The sequence below is a fragment of the Pseudomonas sp. Irchel s3a10 genome (assembly GCF_900187525.1).
In the GTDB taxonomy this organism is placed as follows: domain Bacteria; phylum Pseudomonadota; class Gammaproteobacteria; order Pseudomonadales; family Pseudomonadaceae; genus Aquipseudomonas; species Aquipseudomonas koreensis_G.
Map to the genome: position 1 here is coordinate 76,848 of NZ_FYDR01000005.1, position 25,200 is coordinate 102,047.

Annotated in this window: 19 protein-coding genes; 7 read left to right on the forward strand and 12 right to left on the reverse strand. The window is 59.0% G+C overall.

The window, feature by feature from the left end:
• Positions 1-10 precede the first annotated feature (10 nt).
• The 4 genes from CKW11_RS16110 (at position 11) to CKW11_RS16125 (ending at position 4,311) form a co-directional block, all read left to right on the forward strand.
• Positions 11-553, forward strand: a complete 543-nt coding sequence (locus CKW11_RS16110; protein ID WP_095138298.1) for a YaeQ family protein — start codon at positions 11-13, stop codon at positions 551-553.
• A 55-nt stretch (positions 554-608) separates the two neighbouring features.
• The gene (gene recJ, locus CKW11_RS16115) at positions 609-2,318 is read left to right on the forward strand and encodes a single-stranded-DNA-specific exonuclease RecJ (protein ID WP_095138299.1); all 1,710 of its coding nucleotides are present in this window, start codon (positions 609-611) and stop codon (positions 2,316-2,318) included.
• Positions 2,319-2,587: 269 nt separating this feature from the next.
• Complete coding sequence (locus tag CKW11_RS16120; protein ID WP_095138300.1) at positions 2,588-3,694, forward strand: NADH:flavin oxidoreductase/NADH oxidase; 1,107 nt, start codon at positions 2,588-2,590, stop codon at positions 3,692-3,694.
• An 83-nt stretch (positions 3,695-3,777) separates the two neighbouring features.
• Positions 3,778-4,311, forward strand: coding sequence for a GNAT family N-acetyltransferase (locus CKW11_RS16125; protein WP_095138301.1), 534 nt, complete (start codon positions 3,778-3,780; stop codon positions 4,309-4,311).
• A 159-nt stretch (positions 4,312-4,470) separates the two neighbouring features.
• Here the strand turns inward: CKW11_RS16125 and CKW11_RS16130 are convergent, their stop codons facing one another.
• Positions 4,471-6,099, reverse strand: coding sequence for a glucan biosynthesis protein D (locus CKW11_RS16130; RefSeq protein WP_095138302.1), 1,629 nt, complete (start codon positions 6,097-6,099; stop codon positions 4,471-4,473).
• 392 nt (positions 6,100-6,491) lie between these two features.
• Here CKW11_RS16130 and CKW11_RS16135 point away from each other — a divergent pair, with 392 nt between their 5' ends.
• Complete coding sequence (locus CKW11_RS16135) at positions 6,492-6,677, forward strand: hypothetical protein (RefSeq protein WP_003222012.1); 186 nt, start codon at positions 6,492-6,494, stop codon at positions 6,675-6,677.
• Positions 6,678-6,821: 144 nt separating this feature from the next.
• Here the strand turns inward: CKW11_RS16135 and CKW11_RS16140 are convergent, their stop codons facing one another.
• Positions 6,822-7,334: a Bro-N domain-containing protein gene (locus CKW11_RS16140; RefSeq protein ID WP_095138303.1), complete on the reverse strand. Its 513-nt coding sequence runs from the start codon at positions 7,332-7,334 to the stop codon at positions 6,822-6,824.
• A 440-nt stretch (positions 7,335-7,774) separates the two neighbouring features.
• Between CKW11_RS16140 and CKW11_RS16145 the strand changes: the two genes are divergently transcribed.
• Positions 7,775-8,332: a hypothetical protein gene (locus tag CKW11_RS16145; protein WP_095138304.1), complete on the forward strand. Its 558-nt coding sequence runs from the start codon at positions 7,775-7,777 to the stop codon at positions 8,330-8,332.
• A gap of 58 nt (positions 8,333-8,390) precedes the next feature.
• Here CKW11_RS16145 and CKW11_RS16150 read toward each other — a convergent pair whose 3' ends face one another.
• The 8 genes from CKW11_RS16150 to CKW11_RS16185 form a co-directional block, all read right to left on the reverse strand.
• A complete protein-coding gene (locus CKW11_RS16150; protein WP_095138305.1) occupies positions 8,391-9,875 on the reverse strand; it encodes an APC family permease in 1,485 nt (494 codons plus the stop codon).
• 220 nt (positions 9,876-10,095) lie between these two features.
• Positions 10,096-11,520, reverse strand: a complete 1,425-nt coding sequence (locus CKW11_RS16155) for a gamma-aminobutyraldehyde dehydrogenase (protein ID WP_095138306.1) — start codon at positions 11,518-11,520, stop codon at positions 10,096-10,098.
• Between the two features lie 171 nt (positions 11,521-11,691).
• Complete coding sequence (locus tag CKW11_RS16160) at positions 11,692-12,501, reverse strand: ABC transporter permease (protein ID WP_003222021.1); 810 nt, start codon at positions 12,499-12,501, stop codon at positions 11,692-11,694.
• Positions 12,491-13,426, reverse strand: a complete 936-nt coding sequence (locus CKW11_RS16165; RefSeq protein ID WP_095138307.1) for an ABC transporter permease — start codon at positions 13,424-13,426, stop codon at positions 12,491-12,493. Before CKW11_RS16165 ends, CKW11_RS16160 begins: the two co-directional genes overlap by 11 nt.
• 1 nt (position 13,427) lies before the next feature.
• Complete coding sequence (locus CKW11_RS16170; RefSeq protein ID WP_095138308.1) at positions 13,428-14,465, reverse strand: ABC transporter ATP-binding protein; 1,038 nt, start codon at positions 14,463-14,465, stop codon at positions 13,428-13,430.
• A 225-nt stretch (positions 14,466-14,690) separates the two neighbouring features.
• Positions 14,691-15,842 carry a putative ABC transporter substrate-binding protein YdcS gene (ydcS, locus tag CKW11_RS16175; protein WP_095138309.1) on the reverse strand — a complete coding sequence of 384 codons (1,152 nt, stop codon included), beginning with the start codon at positions 15,840-15,842 and terminating at the stop codon, positions 14,691-14,693.
• A gap of 85 nt (positions 15,843-15,927) precedes the next feature.
• The gene (locus tag CKW11_RS16180) at positions 15,928-17,385 is read right to left on the reverse strand and encodes a gamma-aminobutyraldehyde dehydrogenase (RefSeq protein WP_095138310.1); all 1,458 of its coding nucleotides are present in this window, start codon (positions 17,383-17,385) and stop codon (positions 15,928-15,930) included.
• Positions 17,386-17,515: 130 nt separating this feature from the next.
• Positions 17,516-18,430: a LysR family transcriptional regulator gene (locus CKW11_RS16185; RefSeq protein WP_007967749.1), complete on the reverse strand. Its 915-nt coding sequence runs from the start codon at positions 18,428-18,430 to the stop codon at positions 17,516-17,518.
• Positions 18,431-18,607: 177 nt separating this feature from the next.
• Here CKW11_RS16185 and CKW11_RS16190 point away from each other — a divergent pair, with 177 nt between their 5' ends.
• A complete protein-coding gene (locus CKW11_RS16190; protein ID WP_095138311.1) occupies positions 18,608-19,330 on the forward strand; it encodes a tellurite resistance TerB family protein in 723 nt (240 codons plus the stop codon).
• Between the two features lie 396 nt (positions 19,331-19,726).
• On the opposite strand, the gene CKW11_RS16195 is transcribed toward CKW11_RS16190, so the two are convergent.
• Together CKW11_RS16195 and CKW11_RS16200 are read right to left on the reverse strand one after the other, a co-directional pair.
• On the reverse strand, positions 19,727-20,257 hold the full coding sequence (locus CKW11_RS16195) for a CPCC family cysteine-rich protein (RefSeq protein ID WP_159974167.1): 531 nt from the start codon (positions 20,255-20,257) through the stop codon (positions 19,727-19,729).
• A gap of 1 nt (position 20,258) precedes the next feature.
• Positions 20,259-24,935 carry an RHS repeat-associated core domain-containing protein gene (locus CKW11_RS16200; RefSeq protein WP_256582081.1) on the reverse strand — a complete coding sequence of 1,559 codons (4,677 nt, stop codon included), beginning with the start codon at positions 24,933-24,935 and terminating at the stop codon, positions 20,259-20,261.
• Between the last annotated feature and the right edge of the window lie 265 nt (positions 24,936-25,200).

Below are 25,200 nucleotides of genomic sequence, written 5' to 3' on the forward strand. Positions count from 1 at the left end.
AAGCCCGTTCATGGCCCAGCCGTCTACCACGTACAAATTCGAATTGAACCTCACCGACCTCGACCGCAGCGTCTACGAGAGCGTCAAGCAGACCATCGCCCGTCACCCTTCGGAAACCGAAGAGCGCATGACCGTGCGGCTGCTGGCCTACGCCCTCTGGTACAACGAACTGCTGTTATTCGGCCGTGGTCTGTCGGACGTGGATGAACCTGCACTGTGGGAAAAAAGCCTGGATGACCGTGTTCTGCACTGGATCGAAGTCGGCCAGCCAGACGCTGATCGCCTGACCTGGTGCTCGCGTCGCACCGAGCGCACCAGCCTGCTGGCCTATGGCAGCCTGCGCGTGTGGGAGGGCAAAGTGGTGCCGGTGGCGAAGAACCTGAAAAACGTCAACATCGCCGCCGTGCCGCAGGAAGTGCTGGAAACCCTGGCCAAGGACATGCCGCGCGTCATCAAGTGGGACGTGATGATCAGCGAAGGCACGATCTTCGTCACCGACGACCGTGGTCAGCATGAAGTCCAGCTGGAATGGCTGGCCGGTGAACGCGGCTGATCCTGCGCCGCTCACTGATTAATCCCACGTATCCAAGAGAAGTTTCCGTTAGCCCATGCGTATTGATCCTCGACCGTTGCCTGCCACGCTGCCGTTTCTCGGTGACCTGCCACCTTTGCTGACCCGTTTGTACGCGGCGCGGGGCGTGCAATCCGAGGCGGAGCTGGATAAAAGTCTGGCGCGGCTGATTCCGTTCCAGCAGCTCAAGGGCATCGAGGCGGCGGTGGATCTGCTGGTGACGGCGCTGGAGCAGCGTCAGCGGATTCTGATCGTCGGTGACTTCGACGCCGATGGCGCGACGGCCAGTACGGTCGGCGTGCTCGGCTTGCGTCTGCTGGGCGCGGCGCATGTCGATTATCTGGTGCCGAACCGCTTCGAATACGGCTATGGCCTGACCCCGGAAATCGTCGAAGTCGCCCTGACCCGCGAGCCGCAGTTGCTGATCACCGTCGACAACGGCATCTCCAGCGTCGAAGGCGTGGTGGCGGCGAAGAAGGCCGGGCTCAAGGTGTTGATCACCGACCACCACTTGCCCGGCGATGAACTGCCGCTGGCCGATGCGCTGGTCAACCCGAACCAGCCCGGCTGCGAGTTTCCGAGCAAGGCGCTGGCCGGGGTCGGGGTGATTTTCTACGTGTTGATGGCCTTGCGTGCGCGCCTGCGCAGCCTCGGCTGGTATGAGAGCAAGCCGCAGCCGAACATCGGCGAACTGCTCGATCTGGTGGCGCTGGGCAGCGTTGCCGACGTGGTGCCGCTGGACGCCAACAACCGGATTCTGGTGCATCAGGGCCTTGAGCGGATTCGCGCCGGGCGTGCACGACCGGGGATCAAGGCGATTCTTGAAGTGGCCAAGCGTGACGCGGCGCGGATTACCTCCACCGACCTGGGTTTCATCGTCGGCCCGCGCCTGAATGCGGCGGGGCGCCTGGATGACATGAGCCTCGGGATCGAATGCCTGCTCACCGCCGACGCCAATCTGGCGCGGGAAATGGCCGCGCAACTGGATGGCATGAACCAGGATCGCAAATCCATCGAACAGGGCATGCAGCGCGAGGCGCTGGCCCAGCTCAAGGACTTGCCGGTGGAATCGATGCCATTCGGCCTGTGCCTGTTCGATCCTGAGTGGCATCAGGGCGTGATCGGCATTCTCGCCTCGCGGATGAAAGAACGTTATTTCCGTCCGACCATCGCCTTCGCCGATGCCGGTGACGGTTTGCTCAAGGGCTCGGGGCGTTCGGTGCAGGGTTTCCACATTCGCGATGCGTTGAGTGTGGTGGCCGCGCAGCATCCGAACCTGATTGCCAAGTACGGTGGTCACGCGATGGCGGCCGGCCTGACCTTGCCGCAAGAGAATTTTCCGCTGTTCGCCGAGGCGTTTGACGCTGAAGTGCGTCGGCAACTTCGCGAAGAAGACCTGACCGGGCGCATGCTCTCGGACGGCACGCTGGCGGTCGAGGAATTCCATCTGGAACTGGCTCGCGCCCTGCGCCATGCCGGGCCTTGGGGCCAGCACTTCCCGGAGCCGCTGTTCCATGGTGTGTTCCAGTTGGTCGAGCAACGGGTGGTCGGCGAGCGGCACCTGAAAGTGGTGCTGAAGAGCGAGTGCGGGTCGGTGAAGCTGGATGGCATCGCTTTCGGCATTGACCGTGATGTCTGGCCGAACCCGACCATTCAGTGGGTCGAGCTGGCCTACAAGCTCGACGTCAACGAGTTCCGGGGCAACGAGACGGTGCAACTGATGATTGCCCACATCGAACCGCGCTGACGCCATTCGCGAGCAAGCCCGCTCCCACAAGTACAGTGTTGCCCTGGTGGGAGCGGGCTTGCTCGCGAAGGCGCTCTTTCACACACAGAATTACTCTGAACCCTCCCTCATCCCCGGTTGTCGACTAGGCTCTAAGCACTGCTTGATTGGCCTTGTGACGTCTTGTCGAATGTTTTGCCCGCGGGGGCGGGTGCTGCACCTTTTTCCTGTCACTCGTCGACTTTTCAAACAGAACCCTGGAGCCTGCCCACTGATTTGAGAGGTGCCCCATGAGTCTGCTGCTCGAACCCTTTACCCTTCGCCAACTGACCCTGCCCAACCGCATCGCCGTGTCGCCGATGTGCCAGTATTCCAGCGTCGACGGTCTGGCCAACGACTGGCATCTGGTGCACCTGGGCAGCCGCGCGGTGGGCGGTGCCGGCCTGATTTTCACCGAGGCCACGGCGGTCACCGCCGACGGGCGAATCACCGCCGAAGACCTCGGCTTGTGGAACGACGAACAGATCGAACCGCTGCAACGCATCACCCGTTTCATTACGGCTCAGGGCGCTGTCGCCGGCATTCAACTGGCTCATGCCGGGCGCAAGGCCAGCACCCATCGGCCATGGATCGGCAAACACGGCAGCGTCAAACCGGAGGATGGCGGCTGGATCCCGGTCGGGCCGTCACCGATTGCCTTCGACCCGCAACACACGCAACCCAAGCAGCTGGATGAAGGGCAAATCGCCGAAGTCATCCAGGCCTTCGTTGCTGCGGCCAAACGCGCGTTGACCGCAGGTTTCAGCGTGGTTGAGGTGCATGCCGCCCATGGTTATCTGCTGCATCAGTTTCTGTCGCCATTGAGCAACCAGCGCCGCGATCAATACGGTGGTTCGTTCGAAAACCGTATTCGGCTGGTGCTGCAAGTCACCGAGGCCGTGCGCGAGGTCTGGCCGCAAGAGTTGCCGGTGTTTGTCCGGGTATCGGCCACCGACTGGGTGGAAGACGGCTGGAACCCGGATGAAACCGTGGAACTGGCGCGGCGCCTCAAGGCATTGGGAGCGGATCTGATCGACGTCTCCTCCGGTGGTACCGCCGCCAACGCCGAGATTCCTGTGGGGCCGGGTTATCAGACGCGCTTCGCCGAACGCGTGCGCAAGGAGTCCGGCATCGCCACCGGCACCGTCGGCATGATTACCGAGCCGGCGCAGGCCGAGCACATTCTGCGCACCTGTCAGGCCGACATCATCTTCCTCGCCCGCGAGCTGCTGCGTGACCCGTACTGGCCGCTGCATGCCGACGATGATCTGGGCGGGCGCAAAGCGGTGTGGCCGGCGCAGTATCAGCGCGCGACCCATCGTGATCAGCCGATTCACGAGTCTGACCTGCGCGATTGATTTCAAACCGGCGCAACGTCTATAAAACCCGCCATTGAACCGGCGGGTTTTTTCTTGCCTGCCATTTGCCAAGGAAGTCGAGCATGTTGATCGAGCGAGAACTGACCGAACACGACTTGCCGCTGCTGGCGCAAATCGACCGCAGTGAGCTGGTCGAAGAATGTTATCGGCTGGAAAACGGTGAGCTGATTCTGTTCCCGGTACATTTCGACATGCGTGGCTGGCCGGAAGGGGAAGCTGAGGAAAACGCGCTGGCGCTGGAGAAGTGCTTGCGGCGCGGTGGCTGGTTGTACGGGGTTTTCGATGGGCTGGCACTGGTCGCGGCGGTGGCTGTGGATAACCGGGTTATTCACAATCAGGGGTTGAGCATGCGCCAGTTGAAGTTTCTGCACATCAGCCGTGATTACCGCGGGCAAGGGCTGGGGGCGAAGTTGTTTGCGCTGGCTTGTAAGCAGGGGCGGCGATTCGGTGCCCAGGCGTTATATGTTTCAGCGACTGAATCGCGCAACACTGTGGAGTTTTATCAGCGTCAGGGTTGCCGGTTGGTTGATCAGGCGGATCCAGAGTTGTTTGATCAAGAACCCAGAGACATTCATCTGTATTGCCCACTGACCTGACGCAGTTTCTTCAATATCCGATGTTGAATGTTCTGACGCATTCGCGAGCAAGCCCGCTCCCACCCTGGTTCTGTGTCGGTCGCAAACTGTGTGATCGACCGGGATCCAGTGTGGGAGCGGGCTTGCTCGCGAAGAGGCCGGAACAGACGCCTCAAATCATCAAGGATACTTGCGTTTGTCCGGCGCCGGCGGGAAGTACTGGTACAACCAGGTCTCGCTCAGCGTGCGGTCATTGGTGCGGATGAACAGGCGCAGTTCCACCGGCTCGACGCTGTCGCTGGTCGGGTACCAGTCGAACAGGATCCGGTATCCCTTGATGTCATCAAGCACCAGCACGCTGAAGTCCTGCACCTTGCCGTGGGAGCAGGTGACCACCGGTTCGATTCCGGTGCCCTGCGGCAGGCGATCCAGGCCGCCACCGGTGAAGTCCACGGCAAAGCGACGGGCCCAGACCGGCGGGTAATGCTCGCCTGGTGCCCAGCCTTCGACGAAACCACCCATGCCCGACCGGGTCGCATTTACCCGCGCCAGTGGCGTACCAACCGGTGGCAGGGCGCTCCAGTAAAGCTTGTAGCCATAGTTCAGCGAGTCGCCGGCAGCCACTGGTTTCTTCGGGGTCCAGAACGCGACGATGTTGTCGAGGGTTTCGCCGGTGGTAGGAATTTCCAGCAGATCGATCGAGCCTTCGCCCCACGCGGTGGTCGGTTCGACCCACAGGCTCGGGCGCTTGCTGTACCAGTCGACAGTGTCCTGATAGTTGGCGAATTCGTGGTCGGTCTGCACCAGACCGAAGCCCTTCGGATCCTTGTCGGCGAACGCGTTGAACTGCAGGGTCGCCGGATTGTTCAGCGGACGGCAGATCCACTCGCCGTTGCCGCGCCACATCGCCAGGCGATCGGAGTCGTGGATCTGCGGGTGAATGGTGTCGCACATGCGCCGTTCGTGGGTGCCGCAGCTGAACATGCTGGTCATCGGCGCGATGCCCAGTTGTTCGATGGCGGTACGCGCGTTGATGTGGGCGTCGATCTCCATCACTACGCGCTCGGCCTGGCAGTCGATGTCGAAGCGGTAGGCACCGGTGGCGCTCGGCGAGTCGAGCAGGGCGTAGACCACAAAACGGGTGGCGTTCTGCTCCGGAGTCTCGAACCAGAACTTGGTGAAGTCAGGGAATTCTTCGCGCTTTTTCGCGTAGGTGTCGACGGCCAGACCGCGGGCGGATAGGCCATATTGGCCAGTGGCGTCCACCGCGCGGAAATAGCTGGCGCCGAGGAACGACACCACGTCATGGCGATCCAGCTCCGGCGCCTTGAACAGCTTGAAGCCGGCAAACCCCAGGTCGCCCTTGAGCTGCTGGGTGTCGACCGAGGTGTTCTCGTAGTTGAACAGCGTCGGGCGGAAATGCACCTCGCGCGCGGTACGGGTCTTCGGATCGACGCTGTACATGCGCACCGGCTGGCGGAACCCCATGCCGACGTGGAAGAACTGCACGTCGAGCTGACCCTTGTTTTCCTTCCACAGCGAATGATCACCGTCGTAGCGGATCGCGTTGAAGTTCTGTGGGGTCATGGTCGCCAGAGTCGGCGGCAGCACCTGTTTGGTGTCCTGATAGGCCGAGCCGGCCAGTTGCTTGGCCTGACGCTTGAGCGCTTCGAAGTCGAAGGCCTGCGCTTCACCATCGGCGGCGCCACCATTGGCGGCCCAGGCACGGGCGGCCAGCAGGCCGGAAGCCGAGAGACCGGTGTAAGCCGCAATGGCCATCGACGCTTTGAGCAAATTCCTGCGGTGCATAGATACAACCTATCGTGAGCAATCCCGCGCCTTACCTGGCACGTGCTGGATCAGAAATTACGGTTCGGACAAGCCTTCGGCCAAACGCAACGGACTAGTAACAGATGCCGGCTAGCTTAAACGGTTCGCTCGCCGAGCAAAATTCGTTGATACACCGTGACAGAGTGTCAATGAAACAAGACATGTCGGTTAAAAATCTGACAGCGCGTTCTGATTTACACGGCATATCTGCTTTTTTCGACTAATTACTCTAAAAACCGCTTTTCAGCGCCGATTTAATTTCTATTCTATGGGCATGACCGGTGTTGACCGGTAGGGCACACGGCGCTGCTGTAAGGGGCAGGGCGATGTGGTGGTTTAGCAATTCTTTGAAGTATTGAAGGACATCGTCCATGGCAAAAATACAAGGTATCGCCGAAATGCTCGGCATCTTCCCCTGCCTCGGCAGCGGCCGCAGAAGGCGTCGATTGAGTTCTGAAGAGCTGAAGCTGGTGGAGCGTTATCGCGAGTTGTCGGAGAGTGACCGGATAGCGATGCGCTATCTGGTGGATGCGATGAGGAGCGTTTCGCGGTTTTAACGCTGGACCTGTGGCGAGGGAGCTTGCTCCCGCTGGACTGCGCAGCAGTCCCCTGCTTTTTGTAGACGGGCAGCTGCGCGACCCTGCGGGACGGTGCGACGATTCGACAAGCTCCCTCGCCGCAGGTTTTTTATTGAATGGACTTCAGCTACACGTTCCCAAAACCGGATACGGTCGCTGTCCATGCATCAAATCCGGCACATCCCGCCATTTGACCCATGCCTGCTGTTGCCAGTGCAGCAACGGCACGGTAACGCCTGCCCAATGCATTGAGCTCAGGCTCGGGTGGTTTTCCACAGGGCTTGATTGGGCTTCGCGCAGCATCGGGATCACTTCATGACTTAGCCATTGGCGCAGGTTGCGGTTTTCCGGGACGAAGTGGTGGACAAGCAGGGCGTATAGGCCGGACTCGCTGACTATCGCGCAATCGACGATTTCGCCGTCCTTGCGCAGGAGGACATTGCGACGCTGGTCGGGATCGAGTTTCAGCGTGAGGCGTTCGTTTAGCGGGTAGCCCATCAAGCGACCGAGATCCTGAACACAGAACCAGGCTTCGTGGTCTTGCATGAAGGCGTGGAGGAAGCGGTTGTGGCGGGTGAAGACGGTGGGGGTGAAGTGCGGATGGGTTTCAGGTGGATTTGGCGTGTGCTTAGGCATTTCTGACTCCATGTTGAAATGAGAGTCGCCACGAATCCTTCGACAGATTTTTGGGTGGCGAACCGTGTGGCGTTCGAAGTCGGAATTCTCGATCAACATGTAAGCCGAGAGGCCCGCACCACACGATCCGCCATAACGCGAAACTGAAAGGCAAGAAGCCTTGGTTTCTATGGAGGACGCAGTTGCGCCATGTTGATGATGTTCCGGCTTCGACCCCGGGCCGCTGATTTGGCAGCGACGGGATAAAGCCTATCGGTCAGGCGCTAGCGGCGCCAAGTCTACTCTTTCGATGCACAGCGTAGGAAATGGGGCTTTCTCGGGAAGGCTGTATCTGTAGGAAATGCCTGTTTTTGCACTGAGGATGGTGAGCCCATCCCTAACCGGTACTTTTTCCGTTATTCATTTGATTCACGTGCATTGCCGCGGAGAATTTGAACTCAATGACCACTGTATTTATTGCCGGCTCTATCAACATCAAGAACCTTGATCCGAAGGTTAAAGAGCGTATCAATAATATCGTTGCGTCCGATTTTGAGGTGGTGGTGGGTGATGCAGGTGGCGCCGACACCTACATTCAGGAGTATCTGCTCAGTCTTGAGCGATCCAAAACCACGGTGTTCTGCAGCGGTTCGGCACCGAGGAATAACCTTGGGAAATGGCCCGCCAGAACAGTCGACTCCAAACACTCCAAAGGGTCGAGAGCCTTCTTCACCGAAAAAGACGTGGTGATGGCTGAAGCGGCTGATTACGGCCTGATGATCTGGGATGCAAAGAGCACCGGCACGCTCAGCAACGTCATTGAACTGTTGTCGAGAAAGAAGAAGTCGCTTGTCTTCGTCAACAAGGAAAAGGAATTCAAAGTGGTCGGAGACGTCAGTCAGCTCGAAGAGTTGATTGCATTCATGTCCGATCACGCCAAGCAAAAAGCCAATGAAAAAATCAGGTTGTTCGATCGTATTTCGTTACTGAAGCACGATCAGGCAGAGCTTTCTTTTTGATGACTTTTCTCGTCTTTGCTGAACCCCGGCACCTTGTCGGTGCCGGGATCAAACGCTCTTAGCGACTCACCTTCCACGCATCCCCAGCCGGCGCCTTGCCATGGTCATACGGCTTGCCAATCCACATGTAAACCAGCCCCAAACCAATCACGATCGCAGTACTCAACACCATCGCATAGTTCACGTACCACGCCGCATCCGGCGTACGTGGCCAGGCCATGTTGGTGATTGCGCCAACGCCGTACACCAGCGCGCCGATGTTCACCGGCCAGCCCCATGTGCCGAGGGTGAATTTGCCGCTGGGTTTCCAGCCTTTGCTGCGGGCGTAGAGGGCAGCGAGGACGATCATCTGGAACGCGAGGTAGATGCCGATGGCGGCGAAGCTGACGATGGTGGCCACGGCGTCTTGCAGGAAGAAGCCGAGGGCGATGATCAGGGCGGGCAGGACGCCGGACACGAACAGCGCGGCAACTGGCACCTGGGTTGTAGGAGAAATCTTTTTCAGCAGTCGGCTGCCGATGACCATTTCGTCGCGAGCGTAGGAGTACAGCAGACGACTCGCTGCGGCCTGTAGGCTGATGACACAGGAGATGAAGGAAATCATCACCACGCCCATCACCACTTTCGAGCCGATCGGGCCGAAGGCGTTGTTGAGGATGGTGGTGACCGGGTCTTTGTCTGTGCCGTTGATCACCGCTTGCATGTCCGGCACGGCGAGGATCAGCGCCAGGCAGGCGAACATCGCCGCGATGCCGCCGATGTAGATGGTCATGCGCATGGCCACCGGGATTTTCGCGCTGGGGTTCGGGGTTTCTTCGGCAACGTCGCCGCAGGCCTCGAAGCCGTAGTAGAGGAACATCCCCGCCAGCGAGGCGGTGAGGAACGCCGGCAGGTACGAGCCATCAACGCTGATGTCGAAGGTGTTGAACAGCACGCTCAGCGGTTGGTGACGCTCGAAGATCAGCAGGTACACGCCGACGATCACCGCGCCGACCAGTTCGCAGAGGAAGCCGAACATGGCAATGCGCGCCAGCACTTTGGTGCCGCTCAGATTGACCAGCGTGGCAAACAAGGTCAGCACCAGCGCGATGACAATGTTGGTGTTGTTGCTTGGCTCAAATCCGAGCATTGCCGCCAGATACGGGCCGGCACCGACAGCCACCGCAGCAATGGTCACGCACAGGGCGATGGAGTAGATCCAGCCGACCATCCACGCCCATTTCTTGCCGACCAGACGCCGCGCCCATGGATAAACGCCGCCGGAAATCGGGAACTGCGAAACCACTTCGCCGAAGATCAGGCACACCAGCAGCTGGCCGCAACCGACCAGCAGGTAAGCCCAGAACATCGGCGGGCCGCCAGCGGCGAGGCACAGACCGAACAGGGTATAAACCCCTACGACTGGTGACAGATAGGTGAAGCCCAAAGCGAAGTTTTCCCACAGGCTCATGCTGCGGTTGAAGTTCGAGGTGTAGCCGAGTTTGCGCAGTTGTTCGGCATCGCTGTCGGCGACGGCGGCCGGGAATTCGGGTGAGGCACTCATGGGTGTTTGCTCCGGGAAATCGGCAGATTTCGGATGGCCGAAGCCGTGGCGGGGCTTTGCGGGCACCGCCCGGGTCGGTAGTTATTGTTTTGGGATCCTGTTGGTGCGTAATGCCGGTTTTCTTCCTGAAACCGAGGTGACGCCTTCGCGAGCAAGCCCGCTCCCACCTTGGAATGCGTCCCCCTGTGGGAGCGGGCTTGCTCGCGAAGCTTTTAAAGGCTTAGTGCTTGAACATCACATGCCGAACCGTGGTGTAGTCCTCCAGCCCGTACATGGACATGTCCTTGCCATAACCAGACAATTTCTGACCGCCATGGGGCATTTCGCTGACGAGCATGAAGTGCGTATTGACCCAGGTGCAGCCGTACTGCAATCGCGCGGACAAGCGATGCGCGCGTCCGACATCCGCCGTCCACACCGAGGACGCCAGGCCATAGTCGGAGTCGTTGGCCCACGCCAGCGCCTGCGCTTCATCGGTGAACTGGGTCACCGACACCACCGGCCCGAACACTTCACGGCGGACGATTTCGTCATCCTGTTGCGCGTCGGCCAGCACCGTCGGTTCGAAGAAGAAGCCGTCGCCTTCCACAGCCTTGCCACCCGTGATCAAGCGAATGTGCGACTGCGCCACGGCGCGTTCGACGAACGCGGCCACGCGGTCGCGATGTTGCGCGGTGATCAGCGGCCCCAACTCGGTCGACGGATCATCCTGCAAGCCGTACTTGATTGTGCTGACCGCTGCGCCGAGCTTCTCGACGAACTGGTCGTAGATGCCTTGCTGCGCGTAGATCCGGCACGCGGCGGTGCAGTCCTGCCCGGCGTTATAGAAACCGAAGGTGCGGATGCCTTCGACGGCGGCATCGATGTCGGCGTCGTCGAAGATGATCACCGGCGCTTTGCCGCCCAGTTCCATGTGCATGCGTTTGACGCTGTCGGCGGTGCTGGAAATGATGTTCGAACCGGTGGCGATGGAGCCGGTCAGCGAGACCATGCGCACTTTCGGGTGCGTGACCAAAGGGCTGCCGACGGTAGGACCACGACCAAACACCAGATTGAGTACGCCAGCCGGGAAGATTTCCGACGCCAGTTCGGCCAGACGCAACGCGGTCAGCGGGGTTTGTTCCGACGGCTTGAGCACCACGGTATTACCGGCAGCGAGGGCCGGGGCGATTTTCCAGGCGACCATCATCAGCGGGTAATTCCACGGTGCAATGGAGGCGATCACGCCCACCGGGTCGCGGCGGATCATCGAGGTGTGGCCGGGCAGGTATTCACCACCGGCCGAACCGCTCATGCAACGGCTGGCACCGGCGAAGAAACGGAACACGTCGGCAATCGCCGGGATCTCGTCGTTCAGTGCGGCGCTGTAGGGTTTGCCGCAGTTGTCGGATTCGAATTTCGCCAGTTCCTCGCCATGGGCTTCAATGGCGTCGGCGAGTTTGAGCAGCAACAGCGAACGGTCTTTCGGCGTGGTTTGCGACCACTCGGCGAAGGCGTTGTCGGCGGCGCGCACGGCGGCGTCTACCTGGGCCTCGGAGGCTTCGTTGATCTCCACCAGTACGCTGCCGAGTGAAGGATTGAGCACCGGTTGCGCCGGGCCTTCGCCGTTGACCAGGTGGCCGTTGATCAAGAGTCTGGTTTGCATGTTGTTGTCCTCTTCGAAGCAATTGTTATTTTTCTGAAGAAACCGGGTTCCATTGTGGGAGCGGGCTTGCTCGCGAAGGCGGTGGGTCAGCCGACATCAATGCTGAATTTGATTGCCTCTTCGCGAGCAAGCCCGCTCCCACATTTCGATCCGGTTTCTTCAGTTATTCGGTTATTTGCCGCCGCTGCCGGCCACGCTCTCGCCACCGCGTGTCAGGTAGTACGCGCCAAGGATCGGCAACATGGTCACCATCATCACCAGCATGGCGACGACGTTGGTCACCGGCACATCCCGTGGGCGGCTGAGCTGGTTGAGCAGCCACAGCGGCAACGTACGTTCGTGGCCGGCGGTAAACGTGGTGACGATGATTTCGTCGAACGACAGCGCAAACGCCAGCATGCCGCCGGCCAGCAACGCCGAGCCGAGGTTCGGCAGGATGATGTAGCGAAAGGTTTGCCAGCCATCCGCGCCGAGGTCCATCGAGGCTTCGATCAGGCTGTGCGAGGTACGGCGCAGGCGGGCGATGACATTGTTGTAGACGATCACCACGCAGAAGGTCGCGTGGCCGACGATGATGGTGAACATCCCCGGCTCGATCCCCAGCGTCTTGAACGTCGCCAACAGTGCGATCCCGGTGATGATCCCCGGCAATGCGATCGGCAAAATCAGCATCAGTGAAATGCCCTGCTTGCCGAAGAAATCGCGGCGGTACAACGCTGCCGAAGCGAGCGTGCCGAGCACCATCGCGATCAACGTGGCGATGGCGGCGATCTGCAGCGAGAGCTTGATCGCCTCCAGCACATCCGGCCGCGAAAACGCCACGCTGAACCAGTGCAGGGTGAAACCCTTCGGCGGAAAGCTGAACGCGGCTTCCTCGGTGTTGAAGGCGTAAAGGAAGATGATCAGGATCGGGAAGTGCAGAAACACCAACCCGCCCCAGGCAGCAATGCGCAGGCCCAGTGAAGCGCGCTCAGAGTGCATCGAAGGCCCCCAGACGTTTGACGATGGACAGATAAACCGCGATCAACACAATCGGTACCAAGGTGAACGCCGCCGCCATCGGCATGTTGCCGATCGCACCTTGCTGCGCGTACACCATGCTGCCAACGAAATAGCCCGGCGGTCCGACCAATTGCGGCACGATGAAATCGCCCAGGGTCAGGGAAAAGGTGAAGATCGAGCCGGCAGCAATTCCGGGAATCGACAGCGGCAGAATCACTTGCATGAAGGTCTGACGCGGCTTCGCGCCAAGGTCGGCTGAGGCCTGCAACAGCGACGGCGGCAAGCGCTCCAGCGAGGCCTGAATCGGCAGGATCATGAACGGCAGCCAGATGTAGACGAACACCATGAACCGGCCCAGATGCGAAGTCGACAACGTGCTGCCGCCCAACCCGGGAATGCCGAGGATGAACTGCAACACCGGCTCCAGCCCCAGATGCTGGACGAACCATTGCGCCACACCGCCCTTGGCCAGCAGCAACGTCCAGGCGTAGGCCTTGACGATGTAACTGGCCCACATCGGTAGCATCACTGCGATGTAGAAAAACGCCTTGGTCTTGCCCGTGGTGTAGCGCGCCATGTAATAGGCAATCGGGAACGCGACGATAGCGCTGGCGATCGACACGACGATGGCCATGCTCAGCGTGCGCAGGATGATGTCGAAGTTCGACGGCTGAAACAGCGCGGCAAAATTCGCCAGCGTCAGGTCAGGGGTGACCGCCATGGTGAAGTCGTCGAAGGTGTAGAAACCCTGCCACAGCAGCACCAGCAGCGAGCCAAGATAGATCGCGCCGAACCACAGCAGTGGCGGTATCAGCAGCATCGACAAGTACAGGTTCGGCTTGCGATAGAGCAGGTTGGAAAACCGGCGCAGGGGCGGCGATTGAGTCATCGCGAGCGTGCTCATTTCACGCCTCGCTCGCGACGGTGTCGTGCAGTGGAATCATCGCTTCCCGCGCCCAGCGTGCGCTCAAGCGCTGGCCGGTCTGGTGTTGTGCGCTGCTGTCGATCCACTGATTGTTGGCGTGGCTGATGCTCAAGGTCTGGCCGTTTTCCAGCGTCAGTTCATAGCGCGTGGCGCTGCCCTGATACTGGATGTCGTGGAGCAGACCACTGACTTCGATTTCATGGCTGGCGAGCGGCCCTTCGGCGAAACGCACGTGCTCGGGGCGAATCGAAAACGGCTGCGGATGACCGCTGAGCTGGCGGGCCAGATCGCCGCGAATCACGTTCGAGGTGCCGACGAATTCGGCGACGAAGGTGGTGGTGGGTTTCATGTACAGATTGCGTGGGGTGTCGACCTGTTCAATGCGGCCCTTGTTGAATACCGCGACACGGTCGGACATCGACAGCGCTTCGGTTTGATCGTGGGTGACGAAGATGAAGGTGATGCCGAGTTGGCGTTGCAGCTTCTTCAGTTCGCTTTGCATCTGCTCGCGCAATTTCAAATCGAGCGCGCCCAACGGCTCATCAAGCAACAGCACCCGTGGGCGATTGACCAAAGCGCGGGCGAGGGCGACACGCTGGCGCTGACCGCCGGACAACTGCACCGGTTTGCGTGCGCCATAACCGCCGAGGGCGACCATGTCCAAGGCCTCTTCGGCGCGCTTGTGGCGCTCGGTTTTGCTCACGCCTTTGACCTTCAAGCCATAGGCGACGTTGTCCAGCACGTTCATGTGCGGGAACAGCGCGTAGTCCTGGAAGACGGTGTTCACATCACGTTGATACGGCGGCAGACCGGCCGCTTCGGCGCCGTGAATGCGGATCGAGCCGGCGCTCGGTTGTTCGAAACCGGCGATCAGGCGCAGGCAGGTGGTCTTACCCGAGCCGGAAGGGCCGAGCATGGAAAAGAACTCGCCGTCCTGGATATCGATGGAAACCCGGTCAACGGCCTTCACCTCGCCGAACTGCCGGGAAACGTTGGTGAACTGGACTGCAAGCGTCATGGTGCGGTGCTCCAAAAAGGCGTGGGCCGTCGCAGCGGCCCTCGCCTGGACTTCTGAAAAAGCTGAATCCTGTTTCTTTTGTGGCGAGGGAGCTTGCTCCCGCTGGAGTGCGCAGCACTCCCAAATTGGCCACATGCGATTTGAATGGCAGACCGCATTGCCAGGTCTTGGGGCGGCTTCGCCACCCAGCGGGAGCAAGCTCCCTCGCCACAGGTGAGCGGCGTGTCAGCGGCCGCCCATGATCGCAATGTAGTCCTGCGTCCAGCGGCTGTACGGTACAAACTTGCCGCCCTCAGCCTGCGGGGTTTTCCAGAAGGCGATCTTGTCGAACTGGTCGAAGCCATTGGTCTTGCAACCCTCGGCGCCGAGCAGTTCGCTCTCCTTGCACGCCGCGGGCACTGCTGGCAGCGAACCAAACCACGCCGCCACGTCACCCTGGACTTTCGGCTGCAACGACCAGTCCATCCACTTGTACGCGCAGTTCGGGTGCTTGGCTTCGGCGTGCAGCATGGTGGTGTCGGCCCAACCGGTGGCGCCTTCTTTGGGGATGGTCGAAGCGATCGGCTGTTTCTCGTTGATCAGACCGTTGACCTGATACGGCCAGGCGCTGGACGCCACCACGCCTTCGTTCTTGAAGTCGCTCATTTGTACCGTGGTGTCATGCCAGTAGCGGTGGATCAGCGGTTGCTGCGCGCGCAACAGATCGAGCACGGCTTTGTACTGCGCTTCGGTGAGTTGATACGGATCATTGATCCCCAGCTCCGGCTTGGCAGTTTTCAGATACAACGCCGCGTCGGCGATGTAGATCGGGCCGTCATAGGCCTGCACGCGGCCCTTGTTCGGTTTGCCGTCGGGGAAATTCTGCGCGTCGAACAGTACGTTCCAGCTGGTCGGCGGTGTCTTGAACACGTTGGTGTTGTACATCAGCACGTTCGGGCCCCACTGATACGGGGTGCCGTAGGTCTGGTTGTTGACCACGTACCACGGCGCATCTTTCAGACGTGGGTCGAGGGTTTTCCAGTTCGGGATCAATGCGGTGTTGATCGGCTGCACGCGCTTGCCGACGATCAAGCGCAACGAGGCATCGCCCGAAGCGGTGACCAGGTCGTAACCGCCTTTGGCCATCAGACTGACCATCTCGTCGGAGGTCGCGGCAGTCTTCACATTGACCTTGCAGCCGGTTTCCTTTTCGAAACCGCTCACCCAGTCGTAAGCCTTGTCGCTCTCGCCACGTTCGATGTAGCCCGGCCAGGCCACGATATCCAGCTGACCTTCGCCGGCGCCGACGGCTTTCAGCGGCTCGGCAGCTTGCAGGCTGGCGCTGGCCAGCAGGGCTGTGGTGATTGTACTGAGCAGTGCGGTCTTGTGCACGAACATGGTTGAACCCTCTTCTTTAAATTATGGTCGGGGCAGTTGTGAACGCGGTGAAGCCATGCCGTTTTGCGGCTTGTTATTAGCGTAGTCAGAGATGCTGGCCGTGGCGGGCCATGATGTGCCGCACCACGCTGTAGTCCTGCAACGAATCACTGGATAAGTCTTTGCCGTATCCCGAGCGTTTCAGCCCGCCATGGGGCATTTCGCTGACCAGCATGAAATGGCTGTTGATCCAGGTGCAGCCGTACTGCAAACGGGCGGCGACCTGCATCGCCTTGTCCAGATTCTGCGTCCACACCGACGAGGCGAGGCCGTATTCGGAGTCGTTGGCCCAGTCCACGGCTTGCGCGAGTTCGTCGAAGCGGGTCACGGTGACCACCGGGCCGAACACTTCGCGCTGGACGATTTCATCAGTCTGTTTGCAACCGGCCAGCAACGTCGGTTGGTAGAAGAACCCGGCGCCGGAATGCACCGCCGCGCCGGTCACCCGTTCGATGTGCGGCTGGCCGAGGGCGCGTTCGACGAAACTGGCGACGCGGTCGCGCTGGCGGGTGCTGATCAGCGGGCCGATCTCGTTGTCGGCATCGCGCTTGCCGGCGAAGCGCAGGCTGCTGACCGCCGCGCCGAGCTCAGCCACCAGTTTGTCGTGAATCCCGGCCTGCGCGTAGATCCGGCACGCGGCGGTGCAGTCCTGCCCGGCGTTGTAGTAACCGTAGGTGCGCACGCCGTCGACCACCGCTTGAATGTCGGCGTCGTTGCAGACGATCACCGGGGCTTTGCCGCCGAGTTCCAGGTGTGTGCGTTTCAGGGTTTTCGCCGCGGCCTGGAGGATCTTTTGCCCGGTGACGATATCGCCGGTCAGCGAAACCATGCGCACCTTGGCGTGCCCGACCAGATGGCTGCCGACGCCTTCACCGCCGCCGCAGATGATGTTGATCACCCCGCGCGGCAGGATCTCGGCGAGTGCTGGCGCCAGTGCGAGGATCGACAGCGGCGTGTGTTCGGACGGCTTGAACACCAGGGTGTTGCCGGCGGCGAGGGCCGGGGCGATTTTCCACGCGGCCATCATGATTGGGTAGTTCCACGGCGCAATCGACGCCACCACGCCAATCGGATCGCGGCGCACCATGCTGGTGTAGCCCGGCAGGTACTCGCCACTGAGCTGGCCGGTCTGGCAGCGCACGGCGCCGGCAAAGAAGCGGAACACGTCGACGGTGGCGGTCAGATCGTCCTGCCGCGCCAGGTGCAGCGGCTTGCCGCAGTTCAGCGCTTCGAGGCGGGCGAGGTAGTCAGCGTGTTTTTCCACCGCGCTGGCGATTTCCAGCAGCAGGTTGGAGCGTTGTTGCGGCGTGGTGCGTGACCATTCGGCAAAGGCGTGGTGGGCGGCGAGGATCGCCGTTTCGACCTGCTCGGTGCTGGCCTCGGCGATGTGGGTGAGGATTTCACCGGTGGCCGGGTTGAGGATCGGTTCGACAAAACCTTGCCCGGCGACCAGTTCGCCGTCGATCAGCAACGCGGTACACATCGGGGTCTGCACGCCAGCCATTTTCCGCGATCTCTTTTCTTGTGTGGTCATTGTGGCTCCCGTGCCCGGGAGCCGACCGTCTTATAGATGCAGCAAGACTAGTGCGCGGCTCCGAGGTCGACAAATTCTAAATACTGAAGGTGGCATTCGATTAAATAGATGGCTTGCGTCCGCCATGCGGTTGTTCGCGGGCCACAGTCAAAAACGGGTCGACCAGAGCGGGACGTGCAGTACCGCGGCGCCAGGCCAGACCGACATCGAGGGTCTGGTTGAGGTCGGCAATCGGCCGCGCTTCGATGATGTCGCCCTCCAGTGACCATGGGCGATAAGTCATGTCCGGCTGGATCGACACACCCAAACCCGCCGCCACCAGACTTCGCACGGCTTCGGTGGAGGCGGTGCGCAGAGTGATCTTCGGTTGCAGCCCGGCGCCGCGCCAAAGTCTTTGGGCGTTGCGATCCATTTCATCAACATTCAGTTGAATCAGCGGTTCGCGAGCGACGTCGGCGAGGTTGATGCTGTCGTGTTCCAGCAGTGGATGCTGGGCCGGCAGCCACAGACGATGCGGCGAGTGAGTCAGCACTTCGGTCTGCAGGGCGTGGCGGTCTTCGAGGTTGGAGAGGATCAGCACGCCGACATCGATCTCGCCGCTGACCAGCAAATGCTCGATGTACGGCCGCTCGTCCTCCATCACCCGAATCTCGACGTTGGGATAGGCGCGCTGGAATCGGGTAAGCAAATCGGCGAGGTAATAACCGGCGACCAGGCTGGTCACCCCGACGATCAACTGCCCGGCGACCTGATCGGTGCTCTGTTGCAGGCTGCGTTTGGCGTTATCCACGGTGGCCAGAATCAGATGCGCCTGCCGCAGGAATTGATGGCCCTGATGCGTCAGCGTCATGCCCTTGGCGTGACGGCTGAACAGGCTGACGCCGATTTCCTCTTCCAGTTGCTGAATGGCGAGGGTCAGGGTCGATTGGGAAATGAACGCGGTTTGCGCGGCGGCGGAAATCGAGCCGGTCTCGGCCACCGCGATGAAGTGACGGATCTGACGCAGGGTCATCATGAGAAGGGTACCCGGTGGGCGGTTTTTATCGATTGGCCTGAGTGTATATCTATTTTCACGAAGGGCTGTTGCAGGCGAAGCAACATCTGGAAGCACTCTCGCGAGCAGGCGCGGGGCACTTTCGAACTAGGCTGAGGGCCTGATAGATCCGGATAACCCCTGTTTTGGAGGCGGAACATGAACACCCGTGGATTGCTCGATCAACTACTCAAATCCGGCCAGGATCTGTTGCAGAACAAGGCTGGCGGGGCGCCGAACAAACCGTCGGCTGGCGGGCTGGGCGGTTTGCTTGGTGGCTCTTCTGGTGGCAGTGGCCTCGGCGGTCTGCTGTCAGGTGCTGGAGGTGGCGCATTGGCGGCGGGCGCCATGGGCCTGCTGCTCGGCAACAAAAAAGTGCGCAAGGTCGGCGGCAAAGTCGCGATCTACGGCGGCCTCGCAGCGCTGGGGGTGCTGGCGTACAAGGCCTACGGCAACTACAACGCACAAAAAGGCACCGCACCGCAGAACGAACCGCAAACTCTGGATCGCCTGCCGCCGGCACAAGCCGAGCAACACAGTCAGGCGATTCTAAAAGCGCTGGTCGCCGCCGCCAAAGCCGACGGCCATATCGATGATCGCGAGCGCCAGTTGATCGAAGGCGAATTCACCAAACTCGACAACGATCAGGAACTGCAACACTGGCTGCACGCCGAACTCAACAAACCCCTCGACCCGACCGATGTCGCCCGCGCCGCGAGTACGCCGGAAATGGCCGCAGAGATGTACATCGCCAGTGTGATGCTGGTGGATGAGGAGAGTTTTATGGAGAAGAGCTATCTGGATGAACTGGCGCGCCAGTTGAAGCTGGAGCCGGGGTTGAAGGTGGAGCTGGAGAAGCAGGTGCGGTTGGCGTTGACGTAAATCCTGATGGTCGGACGGGGGGCCGGCCATTGTCAGATGCCTTTCTTTCAACATCAGGCGCAAATATATTTTCAAGATCCAGAAAATATATCTGCGCCTTTTCAGGTTCTGGATTCCTCAGTTCCAGGCGATAGACAATTTGTCTGGCTGGTCGATGGGGAGGGTCACTACAGTTCTACTGGACGAAGTTGCGTGAATAAAATGCCCCCTTAACTCCAGTGTCTCAAAGGGGGGGGCGTTCCGCTTAGCACCACAAGCCAGATTAACTGCTCGGTATCTTTTTTCGATCAGCGCGATAAAGCCATCCGCGCCGGCGGCTAAACATTATCCACCGATGATTTGCTCGCCATAGTCGCAATTTCGACTATCCGGACACGCGAATGACTCATCTCCACGTTAGTCTTTCACCCATTTATCCAAAGGAAGCTTCTCAGTTTTTTTTGCAAATATTTCTTTTGCTTCCCGAAGAGTCATGTGGTTTGGGCCGCTATAAGTGTCAAGGTTGCTGGTTCCATCGTCTTCCCATTTGCATAGGTCGCAAATTTCATAATTACCAAGCAGTGAAAGCGTGCGATATTTACAGCACGGGCAAGGCATCAGAGATTCAATTTCTCCAGATACCTCGTACTCTCCAATATTTAATTTTTTTAATTTTTTTGACAGGAATGCGTTTGTTACGCCTTTAAAGCTTGATGTCAGGGCAAGTATGATAAGTTCGTCATATTTTTTGTCATCGATGTCGCTAGGTAAATCGTCCTTGCTAGTAATAAGTATCTGTAGTGGCTCTGATAGCGTAAGGAATTCAGGATTGCTCTCATCAATACTCCACCAATCGAGGAGATGAGATTCTCGCTCGTCATGGTCAAGCAAACTCAAAATTGCCATTGAGATTTTTTTTATAGCATCGTGTCGATCAATTTTGGTCATTTTATAAACTCTTAGCCAATTCGATGGCGGATTGGAAGGCGTCGGCGCTTCTACCATCTTCTCTATAAAATGTTCTAATTTCTCTGAATTTCAAGTTTCCGATAAATATTCGTCCAGTTGCTGGGTCATGTTTGATTACAAGATTTCCGACATTCGTTTCGTTGAAATTTCCTGATTCTTTCGAGAATTCTTTCGCCTGTTTTAAGTATTCAGTTTTGCTTATGTTTCCGAATTCTTTTTGATCAATTACATGCTTTTGATAATGAGGTTCCAACTTCCCGGAAGAAAATCCCTTCCAATTGACAGATGCGGCCGCCGTTGGAACCTGCGCATCTCCTTGATTTACTCTGGCTTTGTCCTCAGGCGCCTCAGCACCTTGCCCAGGAATGCATTTATCTCCGCCAGGACAAGTGTTCAGACCAAGCGGATCCACCCACCCCGTAGGGTTAGGCACGTACTGATAGTTGTTCAACCCACCCGCAAGCGTGATCGGATCCGGCGTCAAAAACCGTCCAGTTCCAGGATCGTAGTAGCGGTGCCGGTTGTAATGTAACCCCGTCTCGGGATCGAAATACTGTCCTTGGAAACGCAGCGGGTTATCGATCTCGCTGACATCCAGCGCAGCGAGGTTACCGTAGGCGCGGTACTTGGCCGACCACATGATCTCGCCGCTGTAATCAGTGAGTTCCTGTGGTGTGCCGAGGTGGTCGAGTTGGTAGTAAAACGGCGTGGCCTTACGTGGGCCTTCGCCATCGAGCATCGCCAGTGGGCGGAAGCTGCCGGGCTCATAGATGTAGCTGCGGTAGCGGTTTTCGGCGCTTTCAGCGATCAGACGTTCGCCTTGCCACAGGAATTCCGTGGTCTGGCCGTCGACGGTTTTTTCGACACGGCGACCAAAGGCGTCGTATTTGTAGGACGCGGTGCTACCGCCCGGCAGGCTTACGCCGATCAGGCGGTGCTGGCAGTCGTAGCGGTATTCAGTGACGAGTTTCTGGCCGGCACCACGGCGTTCGCGTATCAGGTTGCCGTAGGCATCGTAGTCGTAATGGCGGTCGCCCTGCATCAGCAGGCGGTTGCCTTTGACGTTGGCCAGGTTCGCCGTGCCTTCATTGTTCTGACCGAGCAGGTTACCCGCCGGATCGTGGGCGAAGCTTTCCGGCGTAGCGCCGCGCACGCTGATCAGCCGATCAAGCGGGTCGTAGTGATAGCTGCGATTGCCCTTGCGGCTGTCGTCGATGCCGGCGAGGTTGCCGTTGGCGTCGTAGTTGTAGCGACGCTGGAACAGGTTTTTATCACGCTGGCCGACGGTGTGTGCTTGCAGTCGGCCTTGTTCGTCGTACTGGTATTGGCTGAGCAGCAGACCTTGTTGACGCTGTTGTTCGCGACCGGCGCTGAACTGATGGCTGGTCAGGCGTGAGCCGTTGAGGTCGATGCTGCTCAGGCGCCCGCCGGGCAGGTGGCGGTAATCGAGCGTACTGCCATCGGGCAGGCGGCAGTGGCTCAATTGGCCGACGCTGTCGTATTCGTAACGCGTGGTGCCCCAGCCTTGGTGTTCAGTGATCAGGCGATCCTGCACATCGTATTCATAGGCGAGCGGCCAGTGGCCGTCGTCGACATTCACCAGACGACCCAAAGCGTCGTAGCCGTAATGAATCTCTTCGCCGTCGGCCAGGGTTTTCACCAGCAGTCGGCCGGCAGCATCGCGCTGATATTCGGTAATCAGCTCGCTGCCATCATCGCCGAACTCGGTTTTCTTCAGCAACTGACCGTTGAGATCGTACTCGTAGGCAGTACGACGGCCATCGAAGCCAGTTTCCTGTTGGATCAGGCCGTTCGAGTAGTAATCGAGCTGATAGCGCTCACCGCGTTCGTTCTCGATCTCGGTGAGGTTGAGTTGCGAGTTGTCGTAGCGGTAGCGCAGTTGGCTGCCGTCCGGATTGATGCGGCGGCTGACCAGGTGCAGGTTGTCCGCATACTCATATCGCGTGACGCGACCGAGTTCGTCGCGTTCGGCGGTGACGTTGCCATAGGCGTTGTAGGTGAAGGCACGTGTTGCACCGCCCGGCAGCGTGACTTGTGCCAGGCGGTTGGCCGCATCCCATTGGTAGTGGGTGATGGCGCCGGATTCTTCCTGGCGGGTAATCTGCCGACCCAGTGCGTCGTAGCGATACTTGCGTTGACCTCCGTCCGGCAGGCGTTCTTCCAGTAACTGTCCGAGGTTGTTCCAGCCGAGTTGATGGCGGCTGCCGTCGGGGTGGCGGATCTCCAGCAGGCGACCCTGGGCGTCGTAGCTGTATAGCGTGGCATTGCCGTCCGGGTCGATTTGCTGGGTGATGTCGCCCTGACGGTTGCGTTGGTACTTCCAACTGGCTTTGCCGCGATGAACATCGCTGACGAAGCCATTGATGTATTCATACGTGGTGGCTTCGTCTTCCGGCGGGATGACGGCAGTCATCAGTCCGTTGTCGTCGTACCGGTATTCGGTGACGGCACCCAACGGATCCTTTTCCGCGATTAACTGGCCTTTATCGTTATAGGCTTTGAGGTGTTCGGCGCCGTCCGGGTCGACCTTGCTGATCAGTCGCGCCTGGTCGTCGTGGGTGTAGACCTCTTCGCTGCCGTCGGCGTTGGTTACCGTTACGCTGCCTTTATCGTCCCAGGCGTAATGCGCTTCCATCTGCGAGAAGTTGGCCCAGTGACGGGTGCAGCGAGACAACTTGCCTTCGTTCTCCCACTCCCAGTAGAAGGCCGCGCCGCCTGCCAGTTGCCGCTCCAGAATGACGTGCTGATCGTTGTAGCGATAGCGCTCGGCTTCGCCGGCTGCGTTCTTCGCTTCGATCAGACGATGCTGTGCGTCATAGCTGTACGTCACCAGCGTTTGAACGGTGTTCCAGGCATCTTCCAGGTTGTCCGCTGGCAAGAACTGTTGATAGTCCACAGCGATAATGTGTTTACGGTCGTAACGCAGCAGCAGGGCGCGCCCGGCACCGTTATCGAGGCGCTTGATTCGACCGTGGATATCGCGCGTGACGTGCAGCCGATTGCCATAGCTGTCGCTGATGGCGATCAGGGTGGCGCCTTTGCTGTTGAAGCGGAAGTGGTAGAACGATGGGCGTTTGCCTGCCTGCGCCAGAACCAGTTCTGACGGATCGTCACCGAGAAAAATGGCGGCTCGCGAGAGGCTGTTGGTGATGGCTGGACGTTGTTCGCTTGGTAGCGGGAAGGGTGTCGAGCGGTTTTCGTGGTCGGTCCAGATGACTTCGTCGTCACTGATCTCGAGGCGATGCGCCAGCGCATGGCTCCAGCCATAACCCAGGCCACAATCGATTTCCACTGCACTGGTTCGGTAGAGACGGGTCCATTCAAACGGCAGCAGACCGTCAAGTTGGCCGTCGGTTAGCGTCAACAGTTCCTCACCGGTAACCATGGATACCGGGCATTTGTCGGTGGAGGTACGATTGGCAGGCTCTGCTTTTTTACCTGCGGGGGTCACCGCCTGTGTGGATGCATCGTCAGCTGTTTTACCGCTCACCAGTCTAGCGTTCGACTGCCCGTCGAAGCGAATTTCGGTTGTTCCATTTCTAACTTGCTTCGCCATTCCTCTAAGCCCCACGCGGATGTATTTGGATACATACGCCATGAAGGCTGTTATGACTTCGAATATTGATTCGACGAAACCCACAACCAGGTTGTAAAGAACTTTTCCGTACTTCCCCAACTTGCTGCCCAGATAAATAAGGCCTGTTCCTTCTGCGGCGAGGGTCAATACGATCGATACAACAATATCGATGGCGATTGTGAATAAAAAACTGCTGGTCATTTTCGCCTGCTCTCCCGCCGTCTGCATCGGCGGTAAACTCGCGAGCCATATAAATGCACAGTTCATCATCAAGAACAGTGCCGCCTCATCGCTGGCCAATACCATGGCTTGCTTCATGATGTGGGGCGACTGTCTGGCGACGTTCTCAAGTCGATCAACACTGGCGCCTAGCTCTTCACGGAATTTTGCCGGGTCTTGCAGCATGTCCAGCACCGTTTTGATGCCTTCCCACACGCCTTTGATGGCGTCAAACCCTGCTTCGAAAATGCCTTTGCCCACAGCGTAGACGGTGCCCGAGACCGAAAGGCTCGACCATTGCTGACGATACCCCGTCGGGCCTTCCCATTTCTCTCGAAGGTTTTTTTCCAGGTCACCTGCCAGCTTTGAGTAGGCTTCAAACAATTCATCAATCTGCTCTGAGGATACTTCTTGATGAACTCGTACCGTGTATTGCTTGCCGGGAATCCCCCCCGCCCAGCTGGCTTTTCCTTCTGAGTCGAGTCGAACCTTGGTTATCGCGCCGCCCTCTTGCGCAATGATCTCAACTTCAATATCGCCAATTGGAATGTCGAAAACCGATTCGAATTTGCTGTGTATGAAGAGCGGACCTTGCAGTGGGCATTTGGCGACATTTGAAGCGAAGTATCCGTCCTCCATGTTCACGGATTTGGATGTATCACCCACCCTTATTACTCGTTCCATGCCAAGTAGCGAGGGCGTATTGGCTACTTTACTTCCCATTTCAAAGGGCTGATTCCACGAGCTCTTCAAGGTTTTTCTGTAGTTGTCCAAACTGAGTGTGAAGGCGTTCAGTTGGCTGTCTACAAAATCTATGCGTTTCTTGACTAACGAGATCATCCTTGCTCCCTTGATTCCTGTGACAACCGCGTCGCGGGTGGCAGCCTTGCGCAGTCCCGAGTCGCTTTACCTGACCTTGGATCCAAAAAATAGAACAGTTTGGCGATTTTTGCGATGTACGAGGTGTTTGTCAGGGCGAACGGTTGTAAATCAGCTCGCGCCCTACAAAAGAGCCAGTTGAGCAGCAGGTTAAAAAGCGTCTTATAAATGAAACACCGCCCTCGGCTATACTCCCCGCATTTCGACTTACGGTACGAGGAATCAC

Coding starts and splice junctions, on each gene's coding strand:
- CKW11_RS16110 (WP_095138298.1), top strand. CDS start 11: ATGGCCCAGCCGTCTACCACGTACAAATTCGAATTGAACCTCACCGAC.
- recJ (WP_095138299.1), top strand. CDS start 609: ATGCGTATTGATCCTCGACCGTTGCCTGCCACGCTGCCGTTTCTCGGT.
- CKW11_RS16120 (WP_095138300.1), top strand. CDS start 2,588: ATGAGTCTGCTGCTCGAACCCTTTACCCTTCGCCAACTGACCCTGCCC.
- CKW11_RS16125 (WP_095138301.1), top strand. CDS start 3,778: ATGTTGATCGAGCGAGAACTGACCGAACACGACTTGCCGCTGCTGGCG.
- CKW11_RS16130 (WP_095138302.1), bottom strand. CDS start 6,099: ATGCACCGCAGGAATTTGCTCAAAGCGTCGATGGCCATTGCGGCTTAC.
- CKW11_RS16135 (WP_003222012.1), top strand. CDS start 6,492: ATGGCAAAAATACAAGGTATCGCCGAAATGCTCGGCATCTTCCCCTGC.
- CKW11_RS16140 (WP_095138303.1), bottom strand. CDS start 7,334: ATGCCTAAGCACACGCCAAATCCACCTGAAACCCATCCGCACTTCACC.
- CKW11_RS16145 (WP_095138304.1), top strand. CDS start 7,775: ATGACCACTGTATTTATTGCCGGCTCTATCAACATCAAGAACCTTGAT.
- CKW11_RS16150 (WP_095138305.1), bottom strand. CDS start 9,875: ATGAGTGCCTCACCCGAATTCCCGGCCGCCGTCGCCGACAGCGATGCC.
- CKW11_RS16155 (WP_095138306.1), bottom strand. CDS start 11,520: ATGCAAACCAGACTCTTGATCAACGGCCACCTGGTCAACGGCGAAGGC.
- CKW11_RS16160 (WP_003222021.1), bottom strand. CDS start 12,501: ATGCACTCTGAGCGCGCTTCACTGGGCCTGCGCATTGCTGCCTGGGGC.
- CKW11_RS16165 (WP_095138307.1), bottom strand. CDS start 13,426: ATGAGCACGCTCGCGATGACTCAATCGCCGCCCCTGCGCCGGTTTTCC.
- CKW11_RS16170 (WP_095138308.1), bottom strand. CDS start 14,465: ATGACGCTTGCAGTCCAGTTCACCAACGTTTCCCGGCAGTTCGGCGAG.
- ydcS (WP_095138309.1), bottom strand. CDS start 15,842: ATGTTCGTGCACAAGACCGCACTGCTCAGTACAATCACCACAGCCCTG.
- CKW11_RS16180 (WP_095138310.1), bottom strand. CDS start 17,385: ATGGCTGGCGTGCAGACCCCGATGTGTACCGCGTTGCTGATCGACGGC.
- CKW11_RS16185 (WP_007967749.1), bottom strand. CDS start 18,430: ATGATGACCCTGCGTCAGATCCGTCACTTCATCGCGGTGGCCGAGACC.
- CKW11_RS16190 (WP_095138311.1), top strand. CDS start 18,608: ATGAACACCCGTGGATTGCTCGATCAACTACTCAAATCCGGCCAGGAT.
- CKW11_RS16195 (WP_159974167.1), bottom strand. CDS start 20,257: ATGACCAAAATTGATCGACACGATGCTATAAAAAAAATCTCAATGGCA.
- CKW11_RS16200 (WP_256582081.1), bottom strand. CDS start 24,935: ATGATCTCGTTAGTCAAGAAACGCATAGATTTTGTAGACAGCCAACTG.